The organism is Streptomyces seoulensis (assembly GCF_004328625.1).
GTDB lineage: Bacteria > Actinomycetota > Actinomycetes > Streptomycetales > Streptomycetaceae > Streptomyces > Streptomyces seoulensis.
Map to the genome: position 1 here is coordinate 5,636,005 of NZ_CP032229.1, position 17,314 is coordinate 5,653,318.

Consider the following 17,314-nt stretch of genomic DNA (forward strand, 5'->3'; position numbering starts at 1 on the left):
GCCAACTCCTATCGTCGTAGGGCGACTTCAGGGCGACTTCACCGGAAGGAACACCATGACCAGCACCTGGTTCATCACGGGCACCTCGTCCGGGTTCGGCCGCCTCCTCACCGAGCGGCTGCTCGCGCGCGGCGACCGGGTGGCGGCCACCCTGCGCCGCCCCGAGGCCCTGGACGACCTGCGCGCCGAGTACGGCGACCGGCTCTGGACCGCCCGCCTCGACGTCACCGACACCGCCCAGACCGAGCGGGTCGTCGCCGACGCCTTCGCGGACCTCGGCGAGATCGACGTGATCGTCAACAACGCGGGGTACGGCGTCTTCGCCTCCGTGGAGGAAGCCACCGACGAGCAGATCCGGCGGGTGATCGACACCAACCTGCTCGGCTCCATCCACGTCATCCGCGCCGCCCTGCCCCACCTGCGCGCCCAGGGCCACGGCCGCATCCTCCAGGTCTCCACGGCGGGCGGCCAGACGACGTACCCCGGCTTCGGCTACTACCACGCCTCCAAATGGGGCATCGAGGGCTTCTGCGAGACGGCCGCCCGGGAGATCGCCCCCTTCGGCATCACCCTCACCATCGTGGAACCCGGCGCCACCCCGACCGGCTTCGGCACCTCCCTGGACACCGCGCCACCCATGCCGGAGTACGCCGCCACACCGGCCGGGGAGGTCCGCCAAGCCCTCACCGACGGCACCTTCGTACTGCCCAACGCCCCGGAGAAGATCGCCCAGGCCATGATCGACCTGGTCGACACCGGCGCCGCCCCGCTCCGCCTGCCCCTCGGCCCGGACACCTACGACGACATCCGCGCCTCCCTGACCGCCCGCCTCGCGGAGCACGAGGCACGCCGGGACACCGCGTACTCGGTCGTCAGCGAGGAAATCGACGCCACGTGAAAAAGGTGACGTGAACCGTCACCTTTGGCGTGCACCGTAGAAGCATGACCACAGCAGACCTCACCACACCCCTCACCGGCCGCATCGCCCTCGTCGCCGGGGCCACCCGGGGCGCCGGGCGTGCCATGGCCGTCGAGCTGGGCCGGGCCGGCGCCACCGTCTACGTCACCGGACGCACCACCCGCGAGCGGGCCAGCGAGGTCGGGCGGGACACCGAGACCATCGAGGAGACGGCGGAGCTGGTCACGGCGGCCGGCGGCACCGGGATCGCCGTACCCACCGACCACCTGGAGCCCGAGCAGGTGCGGGCGCTCGTCGCGCGGATCGACGGCGAGCAGGGGCGGCTCGACATCCTCGTCAACGACCTCTGGGGCGGCGAACACCTGCTGGTCAACGCCGTCTTCGGCAAGAAGAGCTGGGAGACCCCGCTCGAGGACGGCCTGCGCATCCTGGAACTCGGGGTGCGCTCGCACGTCATCACCGCCGCGCTCGCCCTCCCGCTCCTGATCCGCTCCGACGCCCCCCTGCACGTGGAGGTCACCGACGGCACGGCGGTCTACAACCGCCGCTACCGGGAGAACCTCTACTACGACCTCGCCAAGAACGCCCCCCTCCGCATCGCCTTCGGCCTGGGCGAGGAACTCGCCGAGTACGGCGGTACGGCCGTCGCCGTGACGCCCGGTTTCCTGCGCTCGGAGCAGATGCTCGGCCACTTCGGCGTGACCGAGGAGAACTGGCGCGACGCCATCGCCCAGGAACCCGACTTCGCCACCGCCGAGTCGCCCGCCTACCTCGCCCGGGGCATCGCCGCCCTCGCCGCCGACCCCGGCCGCGCCGCCCGCTGGAACGGCAGGTCCACCTCCAGCGCCGAACTTGCCCAGACCTACGGCCTCACGGACGTGGACGGCAGCCGCCCGGACGCCTGGACCTACTTCGAGGAGGTCAAGTTCGGCGGCAAGGAGGGCACCCCCGACGACTACCGCTGACCGGCCACGCCGTACAGCGCGGCGAGGTCCCGCGCGTGCGCGCGGAAGCGGGCGCGCAGGCCCTCGGGGGCCAGCACCTCCACGTCCGCGCCCAACTCGCTGAGCTGCGCGAACGCCACCTCCTCCGACTCCACCGGCAGCTCGACCGTCACCCGCCCGGCGGCGTCCGGCCCGCTCGCCGACGCCAGCGCCTCACCGGCCCCGGCCGGGTCCGCGACGGCGGGGAGGCGGGCGAGCCCGCGCTCGGTCAGGCGCAGGGTGGCCGTCGTCCGGAGCAGCGTGCGGGCGAACGCCTCCGCGCTGGCCCGCCAGTGCGCGGTGAGGTCGAAGCCGGGGTCGCGGACGAAGGGTTCGCCGTCAATGGGGGAGAGGGCGGTCACCCGGTCGACGCGGTACGTGCGCCAGGCGCCGTCCGGGACCCGGCCCACGACGTACCAGACGCCCGCCTTCAGCACGAGCCCGTACGGCTGGAGCAGGCGGGTCACGGCGTCGTCCCGGCCCGGCCGCGCGTAGGTGATCTCGACGGTGCGGTCGGACCACACCGCGCGGGCCAGCTCCGGGAGCAGTCCGGGGGTGGACGGCTCACGGAACCAGGCCGGGGCGTCCAGATGGAAGCGGCGCACCGAGGACTCGGCCGCCGCGCGGAGCGAGGGGAGCAGGGTGGCGGAGAGCTTCAGCCGGGCGGTGTCCGCCGCGTCGGAGAGGCCGAGGTCGCGCAGGGCGGTGGGCAGGCCGGAGAGGAAGAGGGTCTCGGCCTCGGTGGGGTGCAGGGTGGTGAGCCGGGTGCGATGGCCCGGCGCCAGGTGGTAGCCGCCCGCACGGCCGCGCTCGGCGCGGATGGGGACGCCCGCCTCCTGGAGCGCCTGGGCGTCGCGGATCACCGTACGCCGGGAGACGTCCAGTTCACGGGCGAGGGCGTCGGCGGTCAGGCCGGGGCTGGACTGGACGAGAAGCGCCATGCGGATCAGACGGGCGGCACGCATGGGTCAAGCATCGTGCACGGGGGCGCCCCGGCCGGAGCGCCCCCGCCGCCTCACGACCGGGCGAAGTCCCGCGGCCGGAACTTCCGGTCCTTGAGGTGCTGCTCGATGTCCTCCAGGCTGCGTCCGGTCAGCTCCGGCATCTTCCGCCAGACGAACAGCCAGGCGGCGACGTTGAAGAGGGCGTAGATCCAGAAGACCTGGCCCACCCCGAAGGCGCTGATCATGGTCAGCAGGGTCAGGGTGATCAGCAGGTTGGTGCTCCACAGCGTGGCCGACTGGACGCTGGTGGCGGCCGACCGCACCGACAGCGGGTGGATCTCCGAGCCGGTGAGCCAGCCCATCAGCTGGAGACCGCCGGCGTTGAAGAACATGAAGGCCAGCAGACAGCCCACGATCGCCGGGACGTAGGCACGGGTGCCGTGGCCGGTGACGTACAGGGCGCCGAGGGCGAAGAGGCTGAGCGCGGCGCCGGGCACCATGATCAGGGTGAGCCTGCGGCGGCCGACCTTGTCCACGATCCACAGGCCGACGATCATCATCACCAGATAGACCACGCCGAGGGCCACGCTGATCCGCAGGGCGTCGGCCTGCGGGAAGCCGTTGTCGGTGAGGATGGTCGGGGCGTAGTAGATGATCATCTCGATGCCGGAGAGCTGGGTGAAGGCCGCGATGCCGCAGCCCACGATCAGCGCCGGACGCACCCACGGCTGCCGCAGCCCGCGCCAGCCCCGCTCCGCGCTGTCGGTGTCCTCCTGCTGCTTGGCCAGGCCGGCGATCTCGTCCAGCTCGGCGTCCACGTCGTAGCCCTCGGGCCGCAGCTTCTCGAGGACTTCGCGGGCCCGGTCCGTCCGCCCGTGGCGCAGGATCAGCCAGCGGGGGCTCTCCGGCAGCCGCAACTGACCCAGCAGCATCAGCAGGGCCGGTACGGCGGCCGCGCCGATCGCCACCCGCCAGGACACCGCCTCGGTCGCGCCGACGACGGTCGCGATGACGATGCCCGCGCCGATGGCGAGCTGGAAGCAGAGCACCAGCCGGCCGCGGATCGCCATGGGGGCCAGTTCGGCGACGTACATCGGCACGGTCTGGGTGGCGCCGCCGACGGCGAAGCCGAGCAGCACGCGGGCGAGCGCGAGGCCCACCGCGTTGGGGGCGAGGGCGCAGGTCAGGCTGCCCGCGATAAAGATCCCGCAGATCAGCAGGATGGTGCGGTGCCGACCGAAGCGCTCGCAGAGCCGGCTGCACACCAGGGAGCCGATCACCGCGCCGAGCAGGATGCCGGCCGCGATGGTCTCCTTCATGGTGCTGCCGATGTGGAACTCGTCCGAGATCTGGAGCAGCGCGCCGGAGATGATGCCGGTGTCGTAGCCGTACAGCAGGCCGCTGATCGCCGACACCACGGCCGCCATCAGCATCTGCCCGTTCAGGCCGCCCGCTTTGGCGCGATCCGTACGGCGGGGCTTGTGGGTTGTCCCTCTTTCGTGTGACTCGCCGGGGCGGCGGTCGTCCACGCTCTGCACTGACACCGTGATCCATTCCTTCGAATCCGGGTCTCTCGGCGCCCGGACCGAGAACGTCTGCCCTGATGAGAGCCGGTGATGCTTACGAGGGGATGACCTGTACCAGGTGGCGACGCCCAGTGTTCGCATGGACACGCAATGTTGTCATGCGTCAAGCAATGCGGAATGCTCGTGCGCATGTACTCCCAGCAACGACACGACGAGGGCGGAACGGGAGTGTCCGCCTCCGCGCAGCGGGGCGCCGTATGGGTGATGGAGTTGCGCGGCGAACTCGACCTGGCCTTCATCGACCACGTCGAGCGCGCCACCGCCGACGTCCTGCGCCTCTTCCCCGGCCCGCTCGTGTACGACCTGCGGCACCTGAGCTTCGCCGACTCCCTGCTCGTCAACCACCTTCTCGCCATCCGGCGGCAGCGCCCGGTCGGACTGATAGGCACCAACAGGTATGTAGACCGCATGCTGGAAGTCACCGGCACCGCTGAGGTGTTGCCCACCTTCTCCACCCCGGAGGCGGCCGAGGCCGGGCTCACCCGCGCGGGGTAGCGCCCCTGGTACGGCCCCTCCTGTCGGCCGGCGGAACGATGCGGCCTGGGCTTGTTGCAACATGTGCACGCCTGTTGCGCAAGGGCTGCTACTGTTCCGCACGTCCGCAGCCGCATGTCGTGGGAGGGGATGGCGATGACCGGTACGACGGTCTGCCTCGGCGAGACGATGGCGCAGGTCACCCCGGCCGACGGCGAAGGGCTCGAACGCAGTCGTGAGGTGCGCCTCGCCGTCGCGGGAGCCGAGTCGACGGTGGCCCAGTATCTGGCCGACCTGGGACACCGGTCGGCGTGGGTCAGCCGCGTCGGGGACGACCCGCTCGGGCGGCGGATCGTCGCCGCTGTCGGCGGGCGCGGGGTGGACGTCGGCGGAGTACGGGTCGACCCGGACGCGCCGACCGGGCTGTATCTCAAGGACCCCGGGCCGGACGGCACCCGTGTGCACTACTACCGGCGCGGCTCGGCCGCCTCACGGATGGGGCCCGAGGATGCCGAGCGCGTCGACCTGGCCGGGGCCCGGCTGCTGCATCTGACGGGGATCACGCCCGCGTTGTCGCAGGGCTGCGCGGAGCTGGTGGAGCTGCTCATGGAACGGGCCTCGCGAGCCGGGGTATTGGTGTCCTTCGACGTGAATCACCGTCCCGCGCTGTGGAGTTCGCTCGATGAGGCGGGCGCGGCGCTGCGCGACCTGGCCCGCCGGGCCGACCTCGTCTTCGTCGGCCGGGACGAGGGTGAGCGACTGTGGGGAACCGCCACGGCGGAGGAGATCCACGCCCACCTCGCGCTTCGGGGAACGCTGGTCGTCAAGGACGGGGAGGTCGGCGCCACCGAATTCAGCGGCTCTACACGGGAGTTCGCAGCCGCTCCCGCCGTCGAGGTCGTCGAGGCGGTCGGCGCCGGGGACGCCTTCGCCGCCGGTTATCTGAGCGGACTCCTGCGCGGGTTCGGCTCCGCGGAGCGGCTCACCCTCGGGCACCGCCTCGCCGGGCGCACCCTGCGCAGCATCGAGGACTATGTGCCCGCCGACACTCTGGAAGGGAACTGACGCCATGTCACAGACGGTGCGACGGGCCATCGACATCCTGGAGTTCATCGCCCGCGCCCCCCGCACGCAGACCGAGGTGGGCGAGCACCTCGGCGTGCACCGGTCGACCGCGCTGCGCATCCTGGAGTCGCTGACCGAGGGCGGACTCGCGCGACGGCTGCCCGACGGGCGGTACGCGGTGGGGCACCGGCTCGCCGGACTCGCCCACCTCGCGCTGGAGCAGTTCGGGATCAAGGAGATCGCGGCCGGCCACCTGCGTGCCCTCGGCGAGCACTGTGGACACACCGTGCACCTCGCCGCACTGGAGGGCGACCAGATCGTCTACGTCGACAAGGTCGACCCGGTGGACGGGGTGCGGCTCTACTCCCAGATCGGCCGGCCCGTGACCCTGCACACCGCCGGTGTCGCCAAGGCGATCCTCGCCCACGTGCCGCGCGCGACGGCCGAATCCCTGCTCGCCGCCTGCGACTTCGCCCCGCACACCGGCACCACCATCACCGACCCGGCCGCCTACCGGAAGACGCTGGACGAGACCCGCGCGCGGGGCTTCGCCGTGGACGACGGCGAGTACGAGGACTACGTGAACTGCGTCGCCGTACCCGTACGGGACAGCGGCGGCGAGGTGATAGCGGCGGTCTCGGTGACCGCGCTCAAGGCGAAGGCGGACCTCACCGCGCTGGAGCGGGACGTGCTGCCGGAGCTGATCACCACCGCAGAGACGATCTCCAGGGAGCTGGGATGGCGACCGTGACCCCCTTGTCCTTCGACCAGATCTTCGCGGGGGCGCCCGTGATGGCGATCCTGCGCGGGATGCCGCTGGAGAAGTCTGTCGAACTGGCCGTCCGCGCCTGGGATCTGGGCATCGAGTGTGTCGAGGTGCCGGTGCAGAGCAGGGAGGCCGCGGAAGTGCTGGCCGCCGTCGCGGAGGCGGGCGCCGGGCACGGCAGGACGGTCGGCGCGGGCACCGTCACCACGGCGGAGCGGCTGGCGTGGGCGGTGTCGGCCGGAGCGGCCTTCACCGTGGCGCCGGGGCTCGACGCCGAGGTGGCGCGGGCCAGTCTCGACGCCGGGCTGCCGCATCTGCCCGGCGTGGCGACGGCCACCGATGTGCAGGCGGCGCGGGCGCTGGGCCTGGACTGGCTGAAGGCGTTCCCGGCGAGCGTGCTCGGCCCGGACTGGTTCCGGGCCATGCGCGGGCCCTTCCCGGAGGTGCCGTTCGTCGCCACCGGCGGCATCGACGCGTCGAACGCGGCCGCGTACCTCGCGGCGGGGGCCAAGGTCGTCGCCGTCGGCTCGGCTCTCGATGATCCGGATCAACTCCGCTCACTGGCAGACCTCTTGAAGCCCTGAACCACCCGCACGCAGACAGGAGCCGCCATGAAGATCACCGCACTCACGACCTACCTCGTCGCCCCCCGCTGGCTCTTCCTGAAGATCGAGACGGACGAGGGAGTGACCGGCTGGGGCGAGCCCGTGGTCGAGGGCCGCGCCCACACCGTCGCCGCAGCCGTCGACGAACTCTCCGACCACCTCATAGGCCAGGACCCGCTGCGCATCGAGGACCACTGGCAGGTCATGACCAAGGGCGGCTTCTACCGGGGCGGCCCGGTCCTGTCGTCCGCCGTGTCCGGCGTCGACCAGGCACTGTGGGACATCAAGGGCAAGTACCACGGCGTCCCGGTGCACGATCTGCTCGGCGGCGCCGTACGGGACCGGATGCGGATGTACTCCTGGATCGGCGGCGACGACCCGAGCGAGGCCGCCGAGCACGCGGCGCGGCGCCTCGAACAGGGCTACCGTGCCGTGAAGATGAACGTCGGCGGCCGGCTCAAGCACCTGGAGACCTCCCGCGAGATCGACGCCGTCCTCGCCCGAGTCGCCTCCGTGCGCGAGGTGATGGGCGAGGACGGGGACGTCGCCGTCGACTTCCACGGCCGCACCTCGCCGGCCCTCGCCAAGCAACTGGCCCGCGCGCTCGAACCGCTGCGGCCGATGTTCATCGAGGAGCCCCTGCTCCCCGAACTCACCTCGCAGTACGCCGACTTCACCGCGGCCACCAGCATCCCCGTCGCCACCGGCGAACGCCTCTACTCCCGCTGGGACTTCGACCCCGTCCTGCGCTCCGGCATCGCACTCGCCCAGCCCGACCTCTCGCACGCCGGCGGCATCTCCGAGGTGCGCCGGATCGCGGCCCAGGCCGAGGTGCACGGCGTCGGACTCGCCCCGCACTGCCCGCTGGGCCCCATCGCGCTCGCGGCCTGCCTCCAGGTGGACTTCGCCAGCCCGAACGCCTTCATCCAGGAGACCAGCCTCGGCATCCACTACAACGTCGGCTCCGACCTCGGTGACTACCTCGTGGACACCTCCGTCTTCGACTTCGACACCACCGACGGCCACATGGCCCGGCTCACCGCGCCCGGCCTCGGCATCGAGATCGACGAGGACGCCGTCGCCAAGGCTGCCGAGAGCGGCCACCGTTGGCGCAACCCGGTGTGGCGGCACACGGACGGCTCCTTCGCGGAGTGGTAAGGGTGCGGACGGCCGATCTGGTCCAACCAGTTGACCAGTGCCCAGCCGTCGCCCACTCTGTTCGCCATGACTCCCTTACCCGTACGGCGTGAGGCGGTCTCCGACCAGCTGTACGCCGTACTGCGCGACCGGATTCTCGGCGGGACCCTTCCGCCCGGTGCCCCGCTCACCGCCGAACGGGACCTCGCGGCCGAGTTCGGGGTGAACCGGCACGCGGTCCGCGAGGCCGTGAAGCGGCTCCAGCAGGCCCGGCTGATCGAGGTCAGCCACGGCGGCCGCACCCTCGTCCTGGACTGGCGGCGCACCGCCGGCCTCGACCTCGCCATCGGGATCGCCGGCGCCGACAGCGGGCCCTCGATCGCCGAACTCACCCGCGACGCGCTGGAGATGCGTGTCTGCGTCGGCGCCGACGCCGCGCGGCTGTGCGCGCTGCGCTGCTCCGACCACGCCGCCTCGAGAATCATGGAGAGCGCGGGCCGGTACGCCGTGCGGGGCCCCGACCTGACGGAGCTGGGCGAGGCGGACGTGGCCTGGTGGCGGCTGATCGTGGAGGGCTCCGGGAACATCGCCTACCTGCTGGCCTTCAACAGCCTGGTCACCGGCGCGGTCCCGGTCGCGCAGGCACCGGACGCCCTGCGCGCCGACGAACTCCTCGACGTGGAAGCCCACTTGCGGCTCGGCACGCTCATCGCCGCCCGCGAGGCCGACGCGGCCGAACGGCTGGCACGCGAACTGCTGTCCCGCAGCGTCCCCACCACAGCCCCGGAAGCGGTGAACTGACATGATCCCCGCCGTGATCTACGCGATACCCGCGTTCGTGCTCCTCGTCGTGGTCGAGGCGCTGTCGTACCGCTTCCTCCCCGACGACGACGAACGCGGCTACGAACTGCGCGACACCGTCACCAGCATGTCCATGGGCGCCGGGAGCCAGGTCATCGGGCTGCCGTGGAAGGCGGTGACGGTCCTGGTGTACGCCGCCGCCTTCACCGTCGCGCCCTGGCAGCTCTCGCCGTCCTCGCCGTGGACCTGGCTGCTGCTGTTCTTCGCCGACGACCTGGCGTACTACGTCTTCCACCGCGCCCACCACCGGGTGCGGGTGCTGTGGGCGGGCCATGTGGTCCACCACTCCAGCCTGCGCTTCAACCTGTCGACCGCGCTCCGGCAGAGCTGGACGCCGATGACGACGCTGCCGTTCTGGCTCCCGCTCGCGCTGCTCGGCGTACCGCCCTGGATGATCCTCCTCCAGCAGTCGGTCAGCCTGGTCTACCAGTTCTTCCTGCACACCGAGCGGGTGGACAGGCTGTGGCGGCCGGTGGAGTGGCTCTTCAACACCCCGTCCCACCACCGCGCCCATCACGGCTCCAACAACGTCTACCTGGACCGCAACTACGGCGGCATCCTCATCGCCTGGGACCGCCTCTTCCGCACCTTCGAGCCCGAGGGCGAGCGGGTGGTGTACGGCCTGACGAAGAACATCGAGACCCACAACCCGCTGCGCGTCGCCTTCCACGAGTACGCCGCCACCTGGCGCGACGTATGCTCGGCGGCGAGCTGGCGCGACCGCGCCGGGTACCTGCTGGGACCGCCCGGCTGGGCCCCGGCGTCCCGGTGAGTCACGCGATCGGCGGCAGCGGCCGGTCCGTGCCGGCGACCTGGGTGAACCGCGCGGTCAGGGGTGCGAGGAGCGGCGAGGTGAGGGCCTTGACGACCAGGGTGCGCAGGGCCAGCCCGAGCCGGGTCCGGGGGTAGGCGGCCCGTACGACGCCGGGCGGGAGCTTCTGCACCGAGTCGACGAGGGGCCGCATCCACCGCTCGTACGCCGTGAGGGCGGCCTCGGTGTCGGCGGAGGACAGACAGGCGGCCAGGACGTAACCGCTGGTCAGCGCGAGCGAGGCGCCGCCGCCTCCCATGGGGGTGACGCACCAGGCGGCGTCGCCCACGAGGCACACCCGTCCCCGGTGCCAGGTGGGCATGCGGATCTGGGTGAGATGGTCGACGTACACGTCCTCGGAGGCGTCGAACCCGTCCAGGACGCGGGCCGCCTCCCAGCCCGCGCCCGCGTACCGGGCACGGACCCGCGCCAGCGCCTGGTCGCGGTCGAGCGAGGCGAGGTCCTCGTCACGGGGGTAGGAGAGGATGGCGCGCGTGGTGCCGTGGTTGTCGGGCCGCAGATGCACCTGCCGTCCGCCGACCGTGCTGTACCAGCGCCAGCGGTCGTCGTCACCGGCCGTGCGCGGGATCGTACCGAACACCATGTTGACCCCGAGCGCCCGGCGGTCCACCAGGTCACCGAAGATCCGGTCCCGCGTGGCCGACCGCACGCCCTCGGCGACCACGAGGAGGTCCGCGCGCAGCACCCGGCCGGACGCGGTGGTCACGGTGACCGAGTCGCCGTCCTCGGTGGTGCCGGTGACCATGTCGCCGTACACGATCTCGACGCCGGGGGGCAGGTGGTCGAGGATGGCACGGGCGAAGTCCCCGCGCAGGATCTCCAGTTCGGCGGTGGCACCCTCCGGCCCGGCGGGCAGCTCGGCTGTCACCGTGCCCCGCCCGTCCACGAACACCGCGCCGGTCTCGGTGGTGTTCAGCGCCTTCACCGCGTCGAAGAGCCCCATCCGCTTCAGCACCTCACGCGCGACACCCCGCACGTCCACGTTCTGCCCACCGTCCCGGAAGGCCGGCGCCCGCTCGATCACCGTGACCTCCCATCCGGTCCGCCGCAGCCAGTAGGCGGCGGAGAGGCCGGCGATGCTGGCGCCGGACACGAGGGCGTGGGGTGGGGTCATGACGTCATCACTCACGGATACCCCTTCGGGGGTGGAGGGCGGACCGGATGCGGCTCGCCCGCGACGCCTCGGGCGACCTCACCCAGGGGCTTCCCGAGTCCGCCCCGGCGTCAGGGCAGTTCCACGGGTTCGTAGACGAGGTGGTCGGACTGCGGGGCGGCGGGGAGCATGGTGCGTTCTTCCCAGGTGTCGTCCAGGAGGCCGGGGCGGAACCACATCTTGTCGCCGTCGCGCTTGAAACCGATGCGGAAGCCGCCCACCGCGCGGAGGCCGGTGAGCGGGTGTTCGCGCGCGGGCGCCAGGCCGTGCGGCTCCCTCTGCCACGAGGGGAGCTGGTCGAGGGGCCGGTCCGCGTCACCGAGGTCCACGGTGACGGGCTCGCAGGACTCGTCCAGCCCGGCCACCCACAGCCCTCCGGAGACGCCGTTCCAGGAGGTGGTGCCGGTCTCCTCGTCGTACAGGGCGACCAGCGGCTCGAGGAGGGCCACGCCGTCCCGGGCGGACGCTCGGAGACCGACCATGACGTACCGGGGGTCGAACACGAACGGCTGCGGGTAGTAGCGCAGGTATTTGTGACGCACACCGGTGGCGGGGTTCTCCTCCTTGGTCGCTGTCGCGAGGCTGATCGCGTACACGGGGGCGGTCCCCCTCATCCAAGGCACGGTGCGCACCGAGGAATCGTCGATGTCCCTGCTGCCCGGCACGGCATCGCCGACGTAGAACTCGACGGCCGTCCGTGACTCGGCCGGCGCGCCGGACGCCTCGTACGGAAACCCCATCGCTCCGATCAGCTGACGGTTGTTCGCCACGACGAAGTGGATGGGCTCGGTGGGCGAGGCGGGGACGTATCCCTTCAGCCCGTAGGACTCCCAGCCCTCCCTGGGCACGACGTCGTTCCACTCGGCGACGCCGTAGGCCGACTCCAGGGCCGCGTTGACGCTCACGGTCTGGGCGAGCAGCCGCTCGCGGAGCAGGCCGGCGTAATCGACGTCGGGAAGGTCGATGGCCTGGCGGGCCTTGGCGAGCGCGGCGAAGCCCTGGGCCTCGACGGAGGCGAGCTTGAAGAAGTACCGGGCCGCACCCCGGTAGTCGACCTCCTCCTTGTGTGCCATCAGGTGGCAGAAGACGTGCATCAGCGACTTGCCCAGCAGGGTGTCGCCTACGAGGACGCGGTGCAGGCAGTACAGCGAGTACGGCAGCCCGCCGACCTCGTCGGTGACCGCTCGCGCCCAGGACTCCAGTCCGTCGGCGTCCACCTTCAGAGGGGGGCCGCCGGCGCCCTCCCGTGCGGGGTCGGTGGGCAGGACGGTGATCGCCATCATCATCTCGATGCAGTAGCCGACCCGGTGCTCGTGCTCGGCGAACATGGAGATGACCGCGTTCCAGTCGACCCTGTCGTGAAGTTCGGCGATCTCCGCCAGCACCTCTTCGAGGAGTTCCTCGATGCGCGCGAGCTGCTGCTGGATCTCCGCCAGGGTGTCGGCCATGCCGGCGATCGCGGTGATCGTCAGCGCGAACCAGCCGTTCATCTCCGTCCACATGCCCTGGACCTGATTGGAGATGAGCTGCAGATTGCGGTTGATCTCCCGCGCCATCCTGCGCTGCTCGGCGAGGATCCGGTCGAGCATCTCCCTGGCCTCGTCCTGGCCCTCGCCGATCTGGCCGATCAGGTCCTTGATCTGATCGATGTCGGAACCGATGCCCTGCAGCTCGTCGTTGATCCCGCCGATGCCGCTGGAGATATCCTCCTGCTGCTTCAGGATCTGGTCGAGGAGCTCCTGGTGGTTCTCCAGGATGTCCTCGACGTCCATGCCGGGGCCGCCGCCCGCGATGGAGTCGACCAGATCGACCAGGTCGATGATCGTGCCGATGTGGCCGAGGAACCGCCCCGACCACGGCCCTTGGCGCAACACCACGCCTGCCGGTGTGGCGAGGAATTCCCGAGCGCTCATCGGCCGCACTTCAAGGGCACCTGTCATCCGCATCCCTCTCATCGAGCACACCGGGGCATGCTGCGTCACGGCCGGCAGACACCAACCATCGTCACCCTAGGTGGCCGATTGATTGCAGAAAGCTTTCAGGTGTGGCCCGCCACGCGGGCGGAACAGAGGGTTCGCCATGAGTCCCGGCCTCCGGGCCGCGGGATCACGCGGCCCGGACCCGCGGTGTTCGGCAGCCGGGACGTATCGGCGACCTCAGTTCACCCGCACGACCATGAACTGCTGGTTCTCCGCGTCATCGGAGTTCCGGCAGGGTGAGGACGTGACGAGAATGTGCGTGGTGGGGTACTCCACGTCCGCGCACTTGCCCGCGCGCGCATCGGGCTTGATCTGGTACTTGCCGTTGCCCAGCGACACGAACCTGAACAACTGGTCGTAGGAGTCCCAGTCGCACCTCTGCCCGCGGATGGCGTCGTGCACGTAGAACCCGTCCGCTTCCAGGCACTCGCCCTCGGCGGTCCGGACCCTCTGGTCGACGCGGTTGTAGGACGGCATGAGCTCGAAGACCTGGTCCGCGTTCTCCTCCTCGCAGGTCTCGTGCGTGAGTTGCGCGCCGCCGCTGTCCCAGCACAGGTCCGAGTACGTGACGATGCGGTACCGGCCCGGAGGCATCGCATCCGATGCCGCCGACGCCTGTGGGGCCGCGGCCAGCGTCGCCGCGGCTCCCAGTGTGACCGCGTACAGGCAACGCGCCGTGCGGCGGATCGCCGATCGAGCCGACATGAACTCTCCCTGCTGGCAGGCTGCGTCCACCGGAACGTTCCGGGAGCAGCGGACACCGTGCGAGGGTGCCCGCGAAAAGAGTGCCCATGGGGTCCTGTCGGCGAAATGGATCTCAGGTTGTTTCGCTCGCCTGGGTGGATAAGCCCGATAGGAACACCGGAAGGGTGTGAGGCCGGGTGATCCGAGGGGCGAATCCGTTCTTCGCTACCGGACTGCGACGCCCGTTCAGGTGAGGGGCAGGCCGGCGGCCCGGCTGATGTGTCGGGTGGGCGCGGGGTTTCACTGCTCCGGGTCGGTGGTGCTGGTCGTCGGGAAGGGGAGTCTGCTGGTCAGCCGGGGTTCGGGACTTTCGGCACGTGCTGGTGGATCGCGTCGGTGACCACCATGCCGACTCCTGGGCAGCCCACCTCGGAAAGCGCGGGGTCAGGAAACGCCCTTGCGCAACGACGCGATGAGGCGGTCAAGGTCCCCGCGCGCCGTGTAGGTACGGATCGGGTCGATGTAGTCGCGTGACTCGATGATCTGCCCGTCCCGCACACGCATGACGAAGACGCAGGGCACCTTGGCCACAGCGTCGTCCGGCAAGGTGAACTCGTAGGCGAACTCGGCGACGATCACTTCAGGATCGGCCGTCTCGTGAACGACGACATCGACGACATTCCTCTTCGGCAAGGACTCCCGAGCTTCCGGCGGCACCGTGAAGTGCTCCCGGAGCGCACGCCGACTCGTCAATGGCTCGGACTCTGGCGTCGCCATCGGATGCCGGACATCGGTGACCTCGCCGTACAGGTCAGGCAACTCGCTCGAGTTCCCGTCAGCGACGCCATGAACGAGCCGGAGAAACACCTCGCGCGGACTCGGACTCACAAGACCCCCCAAGTAATAGGCACAGGCAGCCAACGATTATTATCGCCTGATGCGGGCCCATACTGCGGACGGTCTCGACCAGCAGCACCCAGCAGCACCCCACCGTCCGACACGGCGCCGCTCGTGAAAGGTCGAGGCTAGGAGCTGCTCCACCCGCTCGGGCCGGAATACACGTCCAGCAGATCCACCACGAAGACCAGGGTCGAGCCCGGCGGGATCAGCGGTGAGGGCGACTGCTTGCCGTAGCCGAGGCGCGGGGGAACGACGATCTCGCGCCGGCCGCCGACCTTCATCCCCCTCACTCCTCGGTCCCAGCCCTTGATGACCTTGCCGCTGCCCAGGGCGAACTTGTACGGCTCGCCCCGGTCCCAGGAGGCGTCGAACTCCCTCCCGGACTCGAAGGTCACCCCGACGTAGTGGACCCGGACCACCATGCCCGGCTTCACCTCGGGCCCGTCCCCGACCACCAGGTCCCGGATGGTCAGCTCGGTAGGAGCGTCGCCCTCCGGAACGTCGACCTCGGGCTTCGTAGGTTCACTCATCGCAGCCTCATCACTCTCGCCGGAAGCCGTCGCACGGGCCAGCCGGGCACATGGACACTCCATGCAACAGATGATCACGCTACCGAGAGGGAGCACACGCTGCTCGACCTGGGGGAACGGGGGCGTGCGCGAGTCTCCAGGGGCGCTTCGCGATACGAGCGCCCGCCGTTCGAGTGGCAAAGCCTTACAACTCTTTGAATCAGCATCGGTTTCTAAAGACCCTTTAGTCAGATGCGGGTGCCCGGAGACGCGAGGCGCCCGGCGAACCCTGGAGGCGAAAACCATGCGTGGACTTCGTAATGCGGCAGCACTGGCCGCGGCAGCCGTTGCCGTGACAGGAGCACTGACGTCGTCGCCGGCGTCCGCCGGTGCGGCGCCGGAGAAGCCCGGAGCGCGTCCGGCGGTCTCCGCGTCCGCCACGACGCTCGTGTTCGACAAGAACCGGAGCGCCCCGCTGAAGTCGAAGCTGTCCGTCTACAAGGGCGGCAAGCTGCTGTACACCTACCGGGCGGGGTCCGGCGTCGGCAGCACCGACGACTGCGCGAGCGGCAGGGGCTGGATGCCGAACGGCACCTGGCGTATCCAGCTCAAGTCCAGGAAGTACAACGGCAAGAAGATCAAGGGCTACGCGGTCTGGTTGCAGGACATGCCCTGTTCCAAGGGGACGACGAAGCGCAAGGAGATGTTCATCCACTCCGAGATGAAGCGCGACGGCAACCAGGCCGGCCGGCGTGGCCTGGAGTCACAGCGGTGGGACGGAGACCGCGACTACGCCTCCAACGGGTGCGTGAAGCTGAGCCCTCCCGCGATCAGGAACCTGTTCAGGCACCTCGACCGCCTCGGGTGGCCCACCCACCTGCGCGTGGTCTCCTGACCTTCGTCCGACGTACCGAGGGCGGACCTATGTGCGACAGGGCGGAGTACGTCGACCGACAGCGCGCAGCCGGTAGGGTCGACCGGTCGATCCAGGACGCGGCGAAGGCATCGCGCCCCGGAACGACCCGTCCCAGGAACCCCGTCCCAGGAACAAGGGAGACCACCGGTGGCAGCAGGAGGGCGACGCGCCCGTCTGCGGGCCGAACTGCGCGCTGAGGTGCTCGCGGCAACTCGCCTCATCGTCGTGGACCACGGAGTGGAGACCCTGACGCTCACGGAGGTCGCGCGGAAGGTCGGTGTCACCCCGGCCGCGCTGTACCACCACTTCGGTCGTGGGCTGCCGGACATCGTGTCCCAGGCCGCCGATGACATCGTCGACGATCTGGTGCGCGAACTGACGGACGCTGCCGGTCGTTTCGCCGCGGACAACTTCGCGATGCGCATGATCGCGCCCAGCCGCGTCCTGCGGTCGTGGGCCATCGGCCGACGGCGCGAGTTCTGCTTCCTCTTCGGTACGCCCGCCGAAGCCGCCGGTGACGAGTACGCGGCCGTGGCCACCCGGTGGGTCCTGCGGCTGGCCGGCGTGTGGGGTCCGGTCTTCGTGGAACTCTGGGCGGCCCGCGGCTATCCGGTCACGTCCTCACACGAGCTGGACCCGCGCCTGCTGCGGCAGATGCACGAGTACGCGACGGCATCGGGTCTCGCCCTCCCCCCGGAGGCCGTGCTCGTGATGCTCAACTGCTGGCGCGCCCTGTACGGCCAGGTCACCCTCGAAGCCTTCGGGCACTTCTCGCCGCTGCTCGGCGACCAAGAGCCCATGTTCGAGATGCTCATGCGGGACATCGTGAGCGGCCTCGGCCTGGCGGAGCAGTACGAGGCACCTGCGCGCGGCTGAGCCGGCGGTCACCCCTGACCCGCTCTCCGCCCCCCATCAACCCGTGAGGACACCACCACCCTCACTCTCTCAGCTCGGCTTTTTGTGGCGATCCGTCCATCGATCGCCACCCGAGCAATCTCCCA

General features: G+C 70.6%; 18 protein-coding genes. 11 read left to right on the forward strand and 7 right to left on the reverse strand.

Annotation, left to right across the window (positions count from 1 at the left end; translation table 11 throughout):
• Positions 1-55: 55 nt before the first annotated feature.
• Both D0Z67_RS25960 and D0Z67_RS25965 read left to right on the forward strand, forming a co-directional pair.
• The gene (locus D0Z67_RS25960) at positions 56-898 is read left to right on the forward strand and encodes an SDR family oxidoreductase (RefSeq protein WP_031181337.1); all 843 of its coding nucleotides are present in this window, start codon (positions 56-58) and stop codon (positions 896-898) included.
• A gap of 44 nt (positions 899-942) precedes the next feature.
• Positions 943-1,884 carry an SDR family oxidoreductase gene (locus D0Z67_RS25965; RefSeq protein ID WP_031181336.1) on the forward strand — a complete coding sequence of 314 codons (942 nt, stop codon included), beginning with the start codon at positions 943-945 and terminating at the stop codon, positions 1,882-1,884.
• Here the strand turns inward: D0Z67_RS25965 and D0Z67_RS25970 are convergent.
• The gene (locus D0Z67_RS25970) at positions 1,875-2,867 is read right to left on the reverse strand and encodes a helix-turn-helix transcriptional regulator (RefSeq protein ID WP_031181335.1); all 993 of its coding nucleotides are present in this window, start codon (positions 2,865-2,867) and stop codon (positions 1,875-1,877) included. The genes D0Z67_RS25965 and D0Z67_RS25970 overlap by 10 nt on opposite strands.
• A 50-nt stretch (positions 2,868-2,917) precedes the next feature.
• On the reverse strand, positions 2,918-4,390 hold the full coding sequence (locus D0Z67_RS25975; RefSeq protein ID WP_234312761.1) for a sugar porter family MFS transporter: 1,473 nt from the start codon (positions 4,388-4,390) through the stop codon (positions 2,918-2,920).
• A 171-nt stretch (positions 4,391-4,561) separates the two neighbouring features.
• On the opposite strand from D0Z67_RS25975, the gene D0Z67_RS25980 reads away from it, so the two are divergent.
• The 7 genes from D0Z67_RS25980 (at position 4,562) to D0Z67_RS26010 (ending at position 10,112) form a co-directional block, all read left to right on the forward strand.
• Entirely contained in the window at positions 4,562-4,927 is a 366-nt protein-coding gene (locus D0Z67_RS25980) for an STAS domain-containing protein (RefSeq protein ID WP_131589714.1), read from the forward strand.
• Positions 4,928-5,062: 135 nt separating this feature from the next.
• Positions 5,063-5,971, forward strand: a complete 909-nt coding sequence (locus D0Z67_RS25985; protein WP_078873351.1) for a sugar kinase — start codon at positions 5,063-5,065, stop codon at positions 5,969-5,971.
• Between the two features lie 4 nt (positions 5,972-5,975).
• Entirely contained in the window at positions 5,976-6,722 is a 747-nt protein-coding gene (locus D0Z67_RS25990) for an IclR family transcriptional regulator (RefSeq protein ID WP_031181331.1), read from the forward strand.
• Positions 6,710-7,321, forward strand: coding sequence for a bifunctional 4-hydroxy-2-oxoglutarate aldolase/2-dehydro-3-deoxy-phosphogluconate aldolase (locus D0Z67_RS25995; protein WP_031181330.1), 612 nt, complete (start codon positions 6,710-6,712; stop codon positions 7,319-7,321). Before D0Z67_RS25990 ends, D0Z67_RS25995 begins: the two co-directional genes overlap by 13 nt.
• A 27-nt stretch (positions 7,322-7,348) precedes the next feature.
• Positions 7,349-8,500, forward strand: a complete 1,152-nt coding sequence (dgoD, locus tag D0Z67_RS26000) for a galactonate dehydratase (RefSeq protein WP_031181329.1) — start codon at positions 7,349-7,351, stop codon at positions 8,498-8,500.
• A 66-nt stretch (positions 8,501-8,566) separates the two neighbouring features.
• Positions 8,567-9,280, forward strand: coding sequence for a FadR/GntR family transcriptional regulator (locus D0Z67_RS26005; RefSeq protein ID WP_031181328.1), 714 nt, complete (start codon positions 8,567-8,569; stop codon positions 9,278-9,280).
• A 1-nt stretch (position 9,281) separates the two neighbouring features.
• Entirely contained in the window at positions 9,282-10,112 is an 831-nt protein-coding gene (locus D0Z67_RS26010) for a sterol desaturase family protein (RefSeq protein ID WP_031181327.1), read from the forward strand.
• A gap of 1 nt (position 10,113) precedes the next feature.
• Here D0Z67_RS26010 and D0Z67_RS26015 read toward each other — a convergent pair whose 3' ends face one another.
• From D0Z67_RS26015 to D0Z67_RS26035, 5 genes are all read right to left on the reverse strand, one after another.
• Positions 10,114-11,301 carry an FAD-dependent monooxygenase gene (locus D0Z67_RS26015; protein WP_234312760.1) on the reverse strand — a complete coding sequence of 396 codons (1,188 nt, stop codon included), beginning with the start codon at positions 11,299-11,301 and terminating at the stop codon, positions 10,114-10,116.
• A 95-nt stretch (positions 11,302-11,396) separates the two neighbouring features.
• Positions 11,397-13,238, reverse strand: a complete 1,842-nt coding sequence (locus tag D0Z67_RS26020; protein WP_131589715.1) for a hypothetical protein — start codon at positions 13,236-13,238, stop codon at positions 11,397-11,399.
• A 243-nt stretch (positions 13,239-13,481) separates the two neighbouring features.
• Positions 13,482-14,009, reverse strand: a complete 528-nt coding sequence (locus tag D0Z67_RS26025) for an RICIN domain-containing protein (RefSeq protein ID WP_131589716.1) — start codon at positions 14,007-14,009, stop codon at positions 13,482-13,484.
• A 423-nt stretch (positions 14,010-14,432) separates the two neighbouring features.
• Entirely contained in the window at positions 14,433-14,876 is a 444-nt protein-coding gene (locus tag D0Z67_RS26030) for a nuclear transport factor 2 family protein (protein ID WP_031181323.1), read from the reverse strand.
• Between the two features lie 137 nt (positions 14,877-15,013).
• Positions 15,014-15,418 (reverse strand): FKBP-type peptidyl-prolyl cis-trans isomerase, encoded by a 405-nt coding sequence (locus tag D0Z67_RS26035; protein ID WP_031181322.1) that lies wholly within the window; start codon positions 15,416-15,418, stop codon positions 15,014-15,016.
• 331 nt (positions 15,419-15,749) lie between these two features.
• Here D0Z67_RS26035 and D0Z67_RS26040 point away from each other — a divergent pair, with 331 nt between their 5' ends.
• Entirely contained in the window at positions 15,750-16,292 is a 543-nt protein-coding gene (locus D0Z67_RS26040; protein WP_234312756.1) for a L,D-transpeptidase, read from the forward strand.
• A gap of 168 nt (positions 16,293-16,460) precedes the next feature.
• On the forward strand, positions 16,461-17,189 hold the full coding sequence (locus D0Z67_RS26045) for a TetR/AcrR family transcriptional regulator (protein ID WP_051887695.1): 729 nt from the start codon (positions 16,461-16,463) through the stop codon (positions 17,187-17,189).
• Positions 17,190-17,314: the final 125 nt, after the last annotated feature.

Bases quoted from the DNA above. Each gene is read 5' to 3' on its own strand.
- D0Z67_RS25960 (WP_031181337.1), top strand. From the start codon at position 56: ATGACCAGCACCTGGTTCATCACGGGCACCTCGTCCGGGTTCGGCCGC.
- D0Z67_RS25965 (WP_031181336.1), top strand. From the start codon at position 943: ATGACCACAGCAGACCTCACCACACCCCTCACCGGCCGCATCGCCCTC.
- D0Z67_RS25970 (WP_031181335.1), bottom strand. From the start codon at position 2,867: ATGCGTGCCGCCCGTCTGATCCGCATGGCGCTTCTCGTCCAGTCCAGC.
- D0Z67_RS25980 (WP_131589714.1), top strand. From the start codon at position 4,562: ATGTACTCCCAGCAACGACACGACGAGGGCGGAACGGGAGTGTCCGCC.
- D0Z67_RS25985 (WP_078873351.1), top strand. From the start codon at position 5,063: ATGACCGGTACGACGGTCTGCCTCGGCGAGACGATGGCGCAGGTCACC.
- D0Z67_RS25990 (WP_031181331.1), top strand. From the start codon at position 5,976: ATGTCACAGACGGTGCGACGGGCCATCGACATCCTGGAGTTCATCGCC.
- D0Z67_RS25995 (WP_031181330.1), top strand. From the start codon at position 6,710: ATGGCGACCGTGACCCCCTTGTCCTTCGACCAGATCTTCGCGGGGGCG.
- dgoD (WP_031181329.1), top strand. From the start codon at position 7,349: ATGAAGATCACCGCACTCACGACCTACCTCGTCGCCCCCCGCTGGCTC.
- D0Z67_RS26005 (WP_031181328.1), top strand. From the start codon at position 8,567: ATGACTCCCTTACCCGTACGGCGTGAGGCGGTCTCCGACCAGCTGTAC.
- D0Z67_RS26010 (WP_031181327.1), top strand. From the start codon at position 9,282: ATGATCCCCGCCGTGATCTACGCGATACCCGCGTTCGTGCTCCTCGTC.
- D0Z67_RS26020 (WP_131589715.1), bottom strand. From the start codon at position 13,238: ATGAGCGCTCGGGAATTCCTCGCCACACCGGCAGGCGTGGTGTTGCGC.
- D0Z67_RS26025 (WP_131589716.1), bottom strand. From the start codon at position 14,009: ATGTCGGCTCGATCGGCGATCCGCCGCACGGCGCGTTGCCTGTACGCG.
- D0Z67_RS26035 (WP_031181322.1), bottom strand. From the start codon at position 15,418: ATGAGTGAACCTACGAAGCCCGAGGTCGACGTTCCGGAGGGCGACGCT.